We start from the raw sequence: 13,706 nt of genomic DNA, 5'->3' as shown, positions 1-13,706 counted from the left end.
CCGCCGTCCGCTCGCCCGCGCCTGCCTGGACTGGACCGAGCGCCGCCCTCATCTCGCGGGCGTCGCGGGCGCCGCCCTGTGCCGGCACGCCCTCGACACGGGGTGGTGCGTACGCATCGGCTCGGAGCGGGCGGTGAAGGTGACGCCGGGCGGTGAGCGGGCGCTGTCCGCGCTGCTCGGCATCGACGCGGCCGCGCTGCGCTGAGTGCCCTGCCCCGCCGTGTCCTGCTCCCGTCCTGCCCTGCTCCCCGCCCTGCCCTGCTCCAGGTCCGAAACCCGCGAGCCTGCGGCCCCCTCCCCCTCCTAACCTCGGGAACATGATGAACGTCGCCCCCCGTATCCAGCTGCTGGCCACCGGCGCCGCCACCGTCACGGTGGTGCTGTGGGCCTCCGCCTTCGTCTCGATCCGCAGCGCCGGAGCCGCGTACTCGCCGGGCGCGCTGGCGCTCGGGCGGCTGCTCGCCGGAGCCCTCGTGCTGGGGGCGGTCCTCCTCGTCCGGGGCGAGGGGTGGCCGCCGCGGGAGGCCTGGCGCGGGATCGCGATATCAGGCGTGCTGTGGTTCGGCTTCTACATGGTCGCCCTCAACTGGGGCGAACAGCAGGTCGACGCCGGTACGGCCGCCCTGGTCGTCAACGTCGGCCCGATCCTCATCGCCCTGCTCGGCGCCCGTCTGCTCGGCGATCCCATGCCGCCGCGGCTGCTGGCCGGGATGGCGGTGTCGTTCGCCGGCGCGGTGACCGTGGGGCTGTCGATGTCCGGCGAGGGCGGCTCTTCGGTGCTCGGCGTGGTGCTGTGCCTGCTGGCCGCGATCGCCTACGCGAGCGGGGTCGTGGCGCAGAAACCGGCCCTCGGACGCGCGAGCGTGCTGCAGGTGACGACGTTCGGATGCCTGGTCGGCGCGGTGTGCTGCCTGCCGTTCTCCTGGCAGTTGCTGACGGAGGCGGCCGACGCGCCGCTGTCGGCCACCCTCAACATGGTGTACCTGGGCGTCTTCCCGACCGCGCTGGCCTTCACCACCTGGGCGTACGCCCTGTCCCGGACGACGGCCAGCCGCATGGGCGCGACGACGTACGCGGTACCCGCCCTGGTCGTGCTCATGTCGTGGCTGGCGCTGGGCGAGGTGCCCGGGCTGCTCACGATGGCGGGCGGCGCGCTGTGCCTGGCCGGTGTGGCGGTGTCGCGGTCCCGGCCGCGGTCCGCGGCGCCGGGGAGCGGGACGGCGTCGCGGACCGAACAGACGGCCTCGAAGTCAGCGTGAACGCGCCCGGTCCGCCAGGACCTTGATGGACAGCAGCGCGACCACGGCGAGGCCGATGATGTAGGCGGACACCGCCATCGACGTGCCGGTCGCCTCCAGCAGCAGCACCATGACGAACGGCGCGAGACCGCCACCGGCGACCGCCGCGATCTGGTAGCCGAGGGAGGCGCCCGTGTAGCGCATCTCGGGCGTGAACAGCTCGGCGAACAGGGCGGCCTGGGGGCCGTACATGATGCTGAGGAAACAGCTGGCGACGAAGGTGCCGACCGCCAGCCACAGCAGGGAACCGGTGTCGATCAGCAGGAACAGCGGTACGGCCCACAGTCCGATGCCGACCGCGCCGAGCGCGTAGATCCTGATCCGGCCGACACGGTCGGAGAGCGCGGCCGAGGCGGGGATCAGGACGAGCTGGGTGAGGCTGACGCAGAGCGAGACGGTGAGGACCGCGCCGCGGTTCATGTCGAGTTCGCGGGTGGTGTAGTCGAGGACTCCGGTGATCAGGATGTAGAACGTCGCGGTGTTCACGGCGAAGGAGCCGCCGGCGAGCAGGACGGTACCGAGGTGGTGGCGCAGGATCGTGCGCAGCGGGCTGTTCTGCTCCGACTTCTCACGCTCGGCCAGCGCCTTCTCCGCGTCCCGGAATTCGGGGGTCTCCTCGACCCGGGTGTGGATGTACCAGGCGAGCGCGAGCACGAGGACGCCGACCAGGAACGGCAGGCGCCAGCCCCAGGACTCGAACGCCTGCTCCGAGGTGAGCGCGCCGGCCAGCAGGAAGACCGTGTTGGCGGTCACCACGCCGATGGGGACGCCGAGTTGGACGACGCTGCCGTAGACGCCGCGCCTGCCCTCGGGGGCGTACTCCGTGGCCAGCAGCATCGCGCCGCCCCACTGGGCGCCGACCGCGACGCCCTGCGCCACCCGGAGGGCGACGAGGAGGATCGGCGCGGCGACGCCGATCGTCTCGTACGTCGGCAGCAGGCCGATGCCGGTGGTGGCGACGCCCATCAGCGTGAGCGCGAGGACCAGCATCGGCTTGCGGCCGCGCTTGTCGCCCAGGTGACCGGCGACGATGCCGCCGAGCGGACGGGCGAGGAAGCCGACGGCGAAGGTGGCGAAGGCGGCCAGTACGCCGGCGGTGGAGCTGCCGGAGGGGAAGTACAGGTCGCCGAGGATCAGGGCGGCGGCGATGCCGAAGACGAAGTAGTCGTACCACTCGACGGCCGAGGCGAGGGCGGCCGAGGTGGCGACCCGACGGCGGTTGCCCGTGGGGCGGGCGGTGGTGGCGATGGGGTGAGCGGAGGGGGACGTGTCCATGCGTGCACGCTCCGGTGGGTGCGGTGGGGACGTTCCGGGGAACATACTGACCGGACGGTATGGGGTCAACGGTCGTGCGTGAAGATACCGGGGAGGCAAGAGGGACCCGGGTGGCGCCCGGGTCCCTCTGGGTCAGAACTCCTGGACGCGTGGCGTCAGAAGATCACCAGCGCCCGGCCGCCCTTGCCCGCCAGCATGTTCTCGAACGCGGCCGGGATGCCGTCCAGGGCGATCCGTTCCGTCACCAGGGCCGACAGGTCCAGGCGGCCGGCGCGGATGTGCTCGGCCAGGACCGGCAGGTCCCGCTCCGGGTCGGAGTTGCCGTAGACGCAGCCGGACAGGGTGCGGCCCCAGTGGAAGATCTCCAGGGCGTTGAAGGTGACCTGTTGGTCCTTGCCGCCGATGCCGACCACCGTGGTGCGGCCGCCGCGCCGGGTCGACTCCCAGGCCGTGCGGATGGTCACCGCCCGGCCGACGCACTCCACCGCCACGTCGACACCCTGCTTGCCGGTCAGGGCGCGGATCTCACGAGCCGTGGTGTCGGAGGCGACGACGTAGTCGGTGGCGCCGGCCGCGCGGGCCAGCTCCTCCTTCGCCGGGGAGACGTCCACCGCCACGATCCGCGACGCGCCCGCGATCCGCGCCGCCTGGAGGGCCGCCAGGCCCACCCCGCCGACGCCGAACACCGCGACCGTCTCGCCGGCCCGGACCCGCGCGGAGTGGTGCACGGCGCCGTAGCCCGTGAGGACCGCGCAGCCCAGGAGCGCCGCGTCGGTCAGGGGCACCCCGGCAGGCGCGGGCAGCGCGCAGGACGTCGGCACCACCGTCTCCTCGGCGAACGCGGCCACGTTCAGCCCGGGGTACAACTCGCCACCGTCGGACGTGCGGTGGGCGTGGACCGCGGCGGAGCCCTTCAGGGCATTGGCGCACAGCCACACCTCGCCGCGCGCGCAGGCCGGGCAGTCGCCGCACGACGGCGCCCAGTTGAGGACCACGCCGTCGCCCGGTGCGAGATGCGTGACCCCTTCGCCGACGGCGACCACCGTGCCCGCGCCCTCATGGCCGAGGACGGCCGGGACGGGGACGCGCATGGTGCCGTCGGAGAGGGACAGGTCGGAGTGGCACACCCCGGCGGCGGCGAGGCGGACCCGGATCTGGCCGGGTCCGGGCGCGGGAAGGTCGATCTCCGTGACCTCCAGCGGGGCACCGACAGCCGGAAGGACGGCGGCACGCACAGCCATGACAGTGAACTCCTCTAGAACTGGAGGGACTTGGTCTGGAGGTACTCGGTAAGGCCGTGCACGCCGAGTTCCCGGCCGACGCCCGAGCGCTTGTAGCCGCCGAAGGGCGCGAGCGGGTTGAAGCGGCCACCGTTGATGTCGACCTGGCCCGTCTCCATCCGGCGCGCGAAGGCCACCGCCTCCGCCTCCTCGCCCGCCCAGACCGCGCCGGCGAGCCCGTACACCGTGCCGTTCGCGATCCGCAGAGCGTCCGCCTCGTCCTCGTACCGCAGGATCGACAGCACCGGCCCGAAGATCTCCTCCTGGGCGATGGTCATCTCCGGCGTGACGTCCGCGAAGACGGTCGGGCTGACGAAGTAGCCGCGCTCCCGCGGGGCCTCGGCGCCGCCCGCGACCAGGCGGGCGCCCTCGGCCACGCCCTTGTCGATGTAGCCGCGCACCCGGTCGCGCTGCCGGGCGTTCACGAGGGGCCCGATGCGCTCTCCGTACTTGGCGGCCGCGGCGGCGGCCAGTTCGACGGCGGCGGCGTACTGCGAGGAGTGCACGAGCATCCGGGTCCACGCGCTGCACGTCTGCCCGGAGTTGGACATCACGTTGGCCACGCCGACGCCCACCGCCTTGGCCAGGTCGGCGCTCGGCAGGATGACGTTGGCGGACTTGCCGCCGAGTTCGAGGGCGACCTTCTTCACCGCGGCGCCCGCCGTGGCGGCGATCCGGCTGCCGACGGCGGTGGAGCCGGTGAAGGAGACCAGGTCGACGCCCGGGTGCTCGGCGAGCGCCTGCCCTGCCACCGGGCCGAGGCCGGTGACCAGGTTGAACACACCGGCCGGGAGGCCCGCCTCGTGCACCGCCTCCGCGAAGGCCTGGGCGGTCAGCGGGGTGTCCTCGGCCGGCTTCAGGACGACCGTGCAGCCCGCGGCCAGGGCCGGGGCGACCTTGGCGACGATCTGGTGCAGGGGGTAGTTCCAGGGCGTGATCGCGCCGACCACGCCGACGGGCTCCTGGTAGACGGTCGAGTTGCCGACCTTCTCCTCGAACGCGTGGGTCGCGGCCAGTTCGGCGTACGAGCCCGCGACCGCGATCGGGGCACCCATGTGCACCGCCTGCGAGAACGCCGGCGGCGAGCCCAGCTCGGCGGTGATCGTCTGCGCGATCTCGTCCTTACGGGCGGCCAGCACGTCCCGCAGGGCGGCCAGGCGCGCGGCGCGCTCGGCGGGCGGCGTCGTGGACCACCCGGGCAGGGCGGCGCGGGCGGCCCGCACGGCCTGGTCCACGTCCTCGGCGGTGCCCGCGGGGACCCGGCCGATGACCTCCTCGTCGACCGGGTTCACGACCTCGATCACGTCCTGGCCTGCGGCGGGGCGCCAGGCGCCGTCGATGTACATCCCGTCCCGGGCCTTCATGGCCTACCTCCCGAACAGCGGCGTCGTCGGGGACCCAAACTAGCGGCGATAGTTTTTCCGCGCCAGGCCCGGCAGGGTGCTGCCGCAACACCGCCGAGCGACTCAGAAGTCGACGCGTACCCGATCGTCCACGCGGCCGACCGACTCCTGGCCGAAGGCCTTCTCGTAGTCCCGGCGAATCTCCTCGACCTTCCGGTCCCTGGCCGCCGCCTCGCCCGCCGGATACAGCAGGATCAGCTCGTACGACCGCTCCTTCACGACCGTGCCGCCCGCGTCCCGCCACTGCCCGCGCCCGCTCTGCACGGTGAGTCCGTCCGGGAAGTCCGGGGTCACCTCCTTGTCGACGAAGGCCATGAACTGCCGCTCGGTGACGGCCGGTCCACCCTCGGGCCGCGCGGTACCGAAGAGCAGTCGCGTCTCGGCGTACGCCGCACCGCGCACCGGGGTGGGGGCGGCAGGGGTCTCCTCGCCGAGCGTGGCGTACGCGGTGGGCGCCCCGACGGCGAGCAGGGCGGCGGCGGTCGCCAGGGCGACCCGGGCGCGGGTGAGTCGAAAGGTCATGGCCCTTACCTACCGGTCGGTGCGCCACGCGACGCGGCGGCCGCGCCGAAAGGCGGAAACCGTCCCGGCGGGCTGTGAGGATCCGCCCGCCGTCCTCTTCGCGCGCCTGCCGGTACGAGCGCACCGCCGGTGCCTTCATGTGACGTTGCTGTCCCGCCCGCGCTCCGTCAGGCGGGGCGAGGGCCGTCGGCCGGCCGGGGGTGTCCGCTCCCCGCCCCGGTGCGCCCGCGAGCGCATCGCGACCCCCGCCGACAGCAGCAGCAATCCGCCGAGCATCACGAACGGGGCCGCCACCCCCGCAACCCCGGCGACCAGGCCCGCCGTCGCCGGGGCCGCGACCTGGCCGGTCAGGACGAGCCGTGCGCGAAGCTGAAGGCGATGACGAGGCGGAGCAGCCAGCCGCGGTTCCCACCGGGCCCCATGGTCGTGTACCTCCTGGCGTGAAGTCGGTCGGGTGCGGTGACGTCAGATGATGCCGAACAGGATGCCCGCGCCCAGGATCACCAGGCAGGTCATGGCCGCCCACTTCACGACGAACCGCGTGTGGTCGCCGAACTCCACCTTCGCCATGCCGACCAGCACGTACACGGCCGGGACCAGCGGGCTGGACATGTGCAGCGGCTGGCCGACCAGCGCGGCGCGGGCCATCTCCACCGGCGTCACGCCGTGCGCCGCGCCGGCCTCGGCGAGGACCGGCAGGACACCGAAGTAGAAGCCGTCGTTGGACATGAAGTAGGTGAGCGGGAGGCTCAGCACACCGGTGACCAGGGCCATGTGCGGGCCCATGCTGCCCGGGATGACGTCGACCAGCCACTTGGCCATGCTGTCGACCATGCCGGTGCCCTGCAGGACGCCGGTGAAGACGGCGGCGGCGAAGACCATGCCGGAGACGTTGAGGACGTTGTCGGCGTGCGCGGCGAGGCGGGCCTTCTGCTCGGGGATCTTCGGGAAGTTGACGGTGAGCGCGAGGGCGGCGCCGATCAGGAACAGCACCGGGATCGGCAGCAGCTCCATGATCATGGCGGTGAGCAGGCCGATCGTGAGCAGCGCGTTGAACCAGAGCAACTTGGGGCGCAGGGTGGGGCGGTCGGGGTCCAGTCCCTGGAAGTCGTCGTCCTCGCGGAGCTCTTCGGCGCCGGCACCACCGGTGACCTGCCGGGTGCCCGCACCGGAGGGGGCGCCCGCACCGACGCCGCCCGTGCCCGTGCCCACGAGCACCGTCTCCTTCTCCTCCTCCAGCACCTCGTCCAGGGTCAGCACACCGAGCCGCCGGCGCTCGCGCAGACCGAGGACGTACGACAGGGCGACGACGAACACCAGACCGACGGCGAGGGCCGGGATCATGGGGACGAAGATGTCGCCGGCGTCCAGCTTCAGGGCGGTGGCGGCGCGCGCGGTCGGGCCGCCCCACGGCAGGGTGTTCATCACGCCGTTGGCGGTCGCCGCGACACCGGTCATCACGACCAGGCTCATCTTCAGCCGCTTGTAGAGCGGGTACATCGCCGAGACGGTGATCATGAACGTGGTCGAGCCGTCGCCGTCCAGCGAGACGATCGCGGCGAGCAGGGCCGTACCGACGACGATGCGCATCGGGTCGGCCTTGCAGAACTTCAGGATGCCCCGGACGATCGGGTCGAACAGACCGACGTCGATCATCACCCCGAAGTAGACGATCGCGAACATGAGCATCGCCGCGGTGGGGGCGAGGCTGGAGACTCCGTCGATGACGTAGTCGCCGAGGTGCGCGCCCTTGCCCACGACCACACAGAAGAGTGCGGGGATGAGCACGAGCGCCGCGATCGGCGACATCTTCTTCAACATGATCAGGACCAGGAAGGTCGCGATCATGGCGAAGCCGAGGATGGTCAGCATGAGTGGATACCTAACGTTCGCCCTTGAACTCCCACCAGGGCCGGCGGTTCGACGACGTTAGGTCCCGTCAATCGGCGTTAACAAGATGTTGACGTGCGAGCAATAAGCGCAAAACTCCTGGTCACAGCTTTGCTCAGGTCAGCGCGGTGAGCTTTTCGGTCACCGGCGCGAGTTCCACGGGCACGCCGTTGAGGACCGCGTTGCCGGAGAGCGGGTCGAGCCGGCTGCCGTCGAGGAGCTGGTTGACGTTGACGCCGGGGTCGGTCGCGGCGTGGGTGAGACGGGTGCCGGGGCGGTCGTGGCCCCAGCCGTGCGGGAGGCTGACCACGCCGGGCCGTACGCCGTCGGTGACCTCGGCGGGGGCCGTCACCTCTCCCCCGGCGCCCTTCACCCGGACCGGCGCCCCGTCGCGCACACCGAGCCGGTCGGCGTCCTCGGGGTGGATGTGCAGGGTGCAGCGGTTGGTGCCGCCGGTCAGGGCGGGGACGTTGTGCATCCAGCTGTTGTTGGAGCGCAGATGGCGGCGCCCGACGAGCACGAGACCGGCAGCGCGCTCCGTCATGGCCTTCCGCAGACGCGGCAGATCGCCGGCGAGGGGCGCCGGCAGCAGCTCGACCCTGCCGCTCGCCGTCTTCAGCGGCTGCGGCAGCCGGGGGCGCAGCGGCCCGAGGTCGATCCCGTGCTGATGGGCGAGCAGTTTCGCGAGGCTCAGCCCGTCCGGGCGTACGCCGAAGCCGTCCCCGTACGGGCCGAGGCGCAGCATCATGTCGAGGCGCCGCTCGGGACCGGTGTCGCCGTCGAGCCGGGTGGCGAGTTCCCGCGGGTCCCGGCCGTGCACCGGTGAGTGGGGCTCCGTCACCGCCTTGCCGAGGGTCTGCTCGACGACCATGGCGTCCACGGCACCGGGGTCGGCGCCGTGCATGCCGGAAGCCGCCAGCACGAGCCGGGCGAGGATCTCGGTCTCGGCCATCCGGCCCGGCTCCAGCGGGACGGCGGGGCGGGTGTAGCGGACCTGGTTGCGCACGGCGAGGGTGTTGAAGGCGAAGTCGTGGTGAGCGCTCTGGGACGGCGGGGGCGGCGGCAGCACGACGTGGGCGTGGCGCGAGGTCTCGTTCAGGTACGGGTCGACGCTGACCATGAAGTCCAGCGAGTCGAGGGCCTTGTCGAGCCGGGCGCCGTCGGGGGCGGACAGCACCGGATTGGCGGCGACCGCGATCAGCGCCCGGACCGGCTCGCCCTCCTCGGTGGCGGTGTCGATCTCCTCGGCGAGCGCGGAGAGCGGCAGCTCGCCCTTCGCCTCGGGGTGCTCGCTCACCCGGGACCGCCAGCGCCCGAGCGCGAAGCCGCGGCCGGGTCCGGCCGGGCGGGGTGTCCGGTCCGTGGCGGCCTGCGGGAAGAGGGCGCCGCCCGGCCGGTCGAGGTTGCCGGTGAGGATGTTGAGGACGTCGACGAGCCAGCTGGCGAGCGTGCCGTGCGGGACCGTGCAGCTGCCGATGCGGCCGTAGACGGCGGCGGTGGGGGCGGCGGCCAGTTCCCGGGCGAGGGCACGCGTCACGGCGGGCTCGACGTCGCAGGCACCGGCGACGGCCTCGGGAGTGAAGTCCGCCATCGCCCCCCGGAGTTCGGTGAGCCCCTCGACATGCGGCGCGAGGTCGCCGAGCGCGACCAGGTCCTCCTCGAAGAGGACGTGCGTCATCGCAGCGAGCAGCAGGGCGTCCGCGCCGGGGCGGATGGCGATGTGACGGTCGGCCAGTTCGGCGGTGCGGGTGCGGCGCGGGTCGATCACGGTGAGCGTGCCGCCGCGCGCCTTGAGCGCCTTCAGCTTGCCGGGGAAGTCGGGCGCGGTGCACAGACTGCCGTTGGACTCCAGCGGGTTGGCGCCGATGAGCAGCAGGTGGCCGGTGTGGTCGAGGTCGGGCACGGGGATGGCGTTCGCGTCGCCGTAGAGGAGTCCGCTGGAGACGTGCTTGGGCATCTGGTCGACCGTGGACGCGGTGAACACGCTGCGGGTGCCGAGGGCGCCGATCAGGACGGGCGGGTAGAGCGCGCCGGCCATGGTGTGCACGTTGGGGTTGCCGAGGACCACCCCGACGGAGTGCGCCCCGTACCGCTCGACGACCGGCCGGATCCCGGCGGCCACGGCGTCGAACGCCTCCTGCCAACTGGCCTCGCGCAGCTCCCCGTCCCGGCGCACGAGCGGCCCGCGCAGCCGGTCGGGGTCGCCGTCGACGGCCCCGAAGGAGGCGCCCTTGGGGCAGATGAACCCCTGGCTGAAGACGTCGTCGCGGTCACCACGGGCCCCTGTGACCCGAGTCCCCTCGATGGTGAGCGTCAGCCCGCAGGTGGCCTCGCACAGGGGACAGATTCGCAGGGCGGTGCGGGACACGGGTCCTCCCGGGGTCTGACGACTACGGCGACGCACGGACGGGATGAGCATACCGACCGGTATGCATGGAGGGGAGCCCTTGCGTGAAGAGGATCTCCGAAGGGGAGGAGGGCGCCCGGACGCCGCTCGGTCCCGTCAGTCCAGCACCCGCACCAGATACGCCCGCAGCATCTCCCGCATCTCCGCGACGATGTCCGCGTCCCCCTCCGGATCCAACCGGAACGCCAGCTGCACCAGGGCGTCCGCGGTCTCCACGGCGATCAGGAAGACACGGCGCAGCTCGGCGTCGGGTTCGCGGGTGAGATGGCCGCCGAGGAGGTCGGTGAGCCGGTCGGCGACCCGGTGGTTGGGTTCGGCCTGCCGGCTGCCGACGGGGATCTGGTTGCCGAAGTCGACGAGGGAGAAGCCGGGCGCGGTGCGCTTCATGACGAGGTATTCGTCCAGCACGGCGTCCATGGCCGCCCGCCAGTCGCCCTGTGCGGAACCCTTCAGGCGGGCGGTGACCCGCTCCGCGTAGCGGTCCAGGTTGCGCTGGGCGAGCGCGTCGGCCATCTGCCGTTTGTTGCCGAAGAAGCGGTAGACCGAGCCGATGGGCACACCGGCGCGCTGGGCGACCGCGCGGGTGCTCAGGTCGTCGTAGCCGACCTCGTCGAGGAGGTCGGCGCAGGCGTCGAGGATGCGGGTCAGCCGTTCGGCACTGCGCCGTTGGACGGGCGCACGACGGAGCGTGGTCGGGTGGGGCACGGACTTCATGATGCCTTTCCGCCGGGATCCGGTGAACCTCCACCTCCGCCACGCATCTGCGCGCCCGGTGCACTCGTCGTGGCCGCCGGCTCGCTGCCCGACGCGGTGATGTCGGCCGTGCACTCGACGGGCTCGCCGTCGACCGCCCAGACGGTGCCGTCGTCGGCGTACAGCCGCGCGGTCACCTGGTGCGTGCCGCGTGGGACCAGGCCGGCGGCCAGCCGGTGCTCGGGGTCGCGCATTTCGGCGACGGGGCGACCGTCCACGAAGAGCCGGGCGACGCCCCGGCCGGGTACCGCCCTGGGTGCCGTACCGACCGGCGAGAGGCCGAAGTCGCCAAGGCGCAGGCGTACGTCCCACCCGGCGCCGGAGGCGTCGGGCTGCACCTCTATGCCGATCTCGGGCGCGTCCTCCTCGCGCACCTCACGATAGGGGCGCCCGGCCTCGTCGGTGTCGTCGAGCAGCCGGCCCACCGCCGGCGGCGCCTGCGCGTTCTTCCGCTCCCCGGCATCGCCGGTGCCACAGCCCACGGCTGCGGCCACCAACAGGGCACAGACCGCGAGCGCGGCACGGGATCGACGCGTCCACGACATGCGGCGAGCGTAGAACACCGGTGCGACACCCCGAATCCCCCTGGAGTCTGGTTCTCGGCCGTCCTCCGTCCTCCGTCGAGAGGAGGCCGGACATCCCCCTTGCGCCGGAGCAACCGCAATCCTACGGTGAACCATAGGAATCGGCAGTGCAAGGGAGCAGTGATCATGAGCGATGGGGGCACCTCCCGCGCGAGCGTGTTCGAGCGTGGGGAAGCGCGGAAGACCGCCGAAGGGCTGGCCTACCTCTCCGGATTCGGCAACGAGCACAGCTCGCAGGCCCTCCCGGGCGCACTGCCCGAGGGCCGGAACTCACCCCAGCGCGCCCCCCTCGGCCTGTACGCCGAGCAGCTCAGCGGCACGGCGTTCACCGAGCCCCGCGCCCACAACCGCCGCTCATGGCTCTACCGCATGCGCCCCTCGGCCGCGCACCCGGCGTTCACCCGCACCCCCAACGGCGGCCTGCGCACGGCCCCCTTCACCGAGACCGTCCCCGACCCGAACCGGCTGCGCTGGAACCCCCTGCCCGAACCGCCGCCCGGCACCGACTTCCTGGCCGGGCTGTGGACCCTGGGCGGCAACGGCGACGTCACCCAGCGCACCGGCATGGCCGTGCACCTCTACCACGCCAACGCCGACATGGACCGTGTCTTCAGCGACGCGGACGGCGAGCTGCTGATCGTGCCGGAGCGCGGCGGTCTGCTGCTGCGCACGGAGTTCGGGCTGCTGGCGGTGGAGCCCGGACATGTCGCGCTCGTCCCGCGCGGGGTCCGGTTCCGCGTGGAGCTGCTGGACGCGGGGTACGGCGACGGGCAGGGCCCGGCCGCGCGCGGCTACGTCTGCGAGAACTACGGCGCCCCCTTCCGCCTCCCCGATCTCGGCCCGATCGGTGCCAACGGCCTCGCCAACCCACGGGACTTCAGGGCACCGGTCGCGGCCTACGAGGACGTCGAGGGCCCGGTGGAGGTCGTCAACAAGTTCTGCGGCAACCTCTGGACGGCGACGTACGACCACTCACCGCTCGACGTCGTCGCCTGGCACGGCAACCATGTGCCGTACGTCTACGACCTGCGCCGCTTCAATGTGATCGGCACCATCTCCTACGACCACCCGGACCCGTCGATCTTCACGGTCCTCACCTCCCCGTCCGACACCCCCGGCCTCGCGGGCGTGGACTTCGTGGTCTTCGCGCCGCGCTGGCTGGTGGGCGAGGACACGTTCCGGCCGCCGTACTTCCACCGGAACGTGATGAGCGAGTACATGGGGCTCGTCGAGGGCGCGTACGACGCGAAGGCAGAGGGGTTCGTGCCGGGCGGCGGCTCGCTGCACAACATGATGTCGGCGCACGGCCCGGACCGTGAGACGTTCGACCGGGCGAGCGCGGCCGAGCTGCGGCCGCAGCGGGTGGACGACGGGCTGGCGTTCATGTTCGAGACGCGCTGGCCGATGACCCTGACACCGCAGGCGGAGCAGGCGGAACACCTGCAACAGCGTTACGACGACGTGTGGCAGGGCATGGAGCGGCACTTCCGCCCCTTGCACTGACCGAATCCTGCCGGTACGGATGGCCCCGTGACCTCCTTCGCCCCGGACTCGATCGTCCTGAACCGCAAGCTGCCGCTCTGGTACCAGGTCTCGCAGTCGCTGCGCGCCTCGATACTCGGCCGCTCGCCCCGGGACCCGCTGCGCCTGCCGACCGAGGAGCAACTGGCGGGGCACTACGGCGTGAGCGTGCTGACCATGCGGCAGGCGCTCAAGGAGCTCGAGGACGAGGGCCTGATCAGCCGGCACCGCAGGCGCGGCACGTTCATCGAGCCCAGCGCGCGGCGGGGCGCCCCAGTGCGGCTGCTGGGCTCGGTGGACGCGATCGTGGCCCAGCAGTCCGGCATGACCGCCGAGTTGCTGGACCACGGCCACGCGCCGGTGCCCGCGGGCCTCGCCGAGTACTTCCCGGACCTCGGCGAGGTGGCGACGTACCACCGGCTGCGCAGCGACGAGAAGACGGGTGAGCCGACCAATCACGCCCACAACTACGTGCGCCCGGAGGTGGCGGACCGGATCGTCCTGGACGATCTGGGCCGCTGGCCGATGACCAAGGTGCTGCGGGACGTGGTCGGGGCGGACATCAGCCGCATCACGGACACGGTGGAGGCCCGGCTCGCGGACCCGGAGACGGCGCGCCTGCTCGACGTGCCGCTACTGAGCCCGATCCTGCACTACACGGGCGTGACGTACGACGGGGACGGGCGGGTGCTGGACGTCGCCGTCATCCACTACCGGGGCGACCGCTTCTCCTTCACGGTGACGCTGGACGCCACCTGACCCACGCGCCGGAG

The 13,706-nt window shown here is 72.5% G+C and carries 11 protein-coding genes and 1 pseudogene; 4 read left to right on the top strand and 8 right to left on the bottom strand.

Annotation, left to right across the window (positions count from 1 at the left end; genetic code table 11):
* Together AB0O67_RS10560 and AB0O67_RS10555 are read left to right on the top strand one after the other, a co-directional pair.
* A pseudogene (locus tag AB0O67_RS10560) lies at positions 1 to 205 on the top strand (transcriptional regulator); the annotation flags it as partial.
* A 112-nt stretch (positions 206 to 317) separates the two neighbouring features.
* On the top strand, positions 318 to 1,259 hold the full coding sequence (locus AB0O67_RS10555; RefSeq protein ID WP_365448329.1) for a DMT family transporter: 942 nt from the start codon (positions 318 to 320) through the stop codon (positions 1,257 to 1,259).
* On the opposite strand, the gene AB0O67_RS10550 is transcribed toward AB0O67_RS10555, so the two are convergent.
* The 8 genes from AB0O67_RS10550 to AB0O67_RS10515 all read right to left on the bottom strand — a co-directional run bounded on the left by AB0O67_RS10550 (position 1,251) and on the right by AB0O67_RS10515 (position 11,373).
* On the bottom strand, positions 1,251 to 2,573 hold the full coding sequence (locus AB0O67_RS10550; RefSeq protein WP_365448327.1) for an MFS transporter: 1,323 nt from the start codon (positions 2,571 to 2,573) through the stop codon (positions 1,251 to 1,253). The two genes, AB0O67_RS10555 and AB0O67_RS10550, sit on opposite strands and share 9 nt — an antisense overlap.
* 155 nt (positions 2,574 to 2,728) lie before the next feature.
* Positions 2,729 to 3,814: a Zn-dependent alcohol dehydrogenase gene (locus tag AB0O67_RS10545; RefSeq protein WP_365448325.1), complete on the bottom strand. Its 1,086-nt coding sequence runs from the start codon at positions 3,812 to 3,814 to the stop codon at positions 2,729 to 2,731.
* Positions 3,815 to 3,828: 14 nt separating this feature from the next.
* Entirely contained in the window at positions 3,829 to 5,217 is a 1,389-nt protein-coding gene (locus AB0O67_RS10540; RefSeq protein ID WP_365448323.1) for an aldehyde dehydrogenase family protein, read from the bottom strand.
* 102 nt (positions 5,218 to 5,319) lie between these two features.
* The gene (locus AB0O67_RS10535; RefSeq protein WP_365448321.1) at positions 5,320 to 5,778 is read right to left on the bottom strand and encodes a DUF3574 domain-containing protein; all 459 of its coding nucleotides are present in this window, start codon (positions 5,776 to 5,778) and stop codon (positions 5,320 to 5,322) included.
* A 465-nt stretch (positions 5,779 to 6,243) separates the two neighbouring features.
* The gene (locus AB0O67_RS10530) at positions 6,244 to 7,650 is read right to left on the bottom strand and encodes a CitMHS family transporter (RefSeq protein WP_365448319.1); all 1,407 of its coding nucleotides are present in this window, start codon (positions 7,648 to 7,650) and stop codon (positions 6,244 to 6,246) included.
* A gap of 133 nt (positions 7,651 to 7,783) precedes the next feature.
* On the bottom strand, positions 7,784 to 10,036 hold the full coding sequence (locus AB0O67_RS10525) for a molybdopterin oxidoreductase family protein (protein ID WP_365448317.1): 2,253 nt from the start codon (positions 10,034 to 10,036) through the stop codon (positions 7,784 to 7,786).
* 135 nt (positions 10,037 to 10,171) lie between these two features.
* Positions 10,172 to 10,789 (bottom strand): TetR/AcrR family transcriptional regulator, encoded by a 618-nt coding sequence (locus AB0O67_RS10520; RefSeq protein WP_365448315.1) that lies wholly within the window; start codon positions 10,787 to 10,789, stop codon positions 10,172 to 10,174.
* Positions 10,786 to 11,373, bottom strand: a complete 588-nt coding sequence (locus AB0O67_RS10515; RefSeq protein WP_365448313.1) for a hypothetical protein — start codon at positions 11,371 to 11,373, stop codon at positions 10,786 to 10,788. Before AB0O67_RS10515 ends, AB0O67_RS10520 begins: the two co-directional genes overlap by 4 nt.
* A 165-nt stretch (positions 11,374 to 11,538) precedes the next feature.
* Here AB0O67_RS10515 and hmgA point away from each other — a divergent pair, with 165 nt between their 5' ends.
* A complete protein-coding gene (hmgA, locus tag AB0O67_RS10510; protein WP_365448311.1) occupies positions 11,539 to 12,915 on the top strand; it encodes a homogentisate 1,2-dioxygenase in 1,377 nt (458 codons plus the stop codon).
* Between the two features lie 27 nt (positions 12,916 to 12,942).
* On the top strand, positions 12,943 to 13,692 hold the full coding sequence (locus AB0O67_RS10505) for a GntR family transcriptional regulator (protein ID WP_365448309.1): 750 nt from the start codon (positions 12,943 to 12,945) through the stop codon (positions 13,690 to 13,692).
* Positions 13,693 to 13,706: the final 14 nt, after the last annotated feature.

The organism is Streptomyces sp. NPDC086077 (assembly GCF_040686175.1).
Lineage (GTDB): Bacteria > Actinomycetota > Actinomycetes > Streptomycetales > Streptomycetaceae > Streptomyces.
The sequence above is the reverse complement of the archived record's forward strand: the minus strand, read 5'-3'. Positions and strand labels throughout refer to the sequence as shown.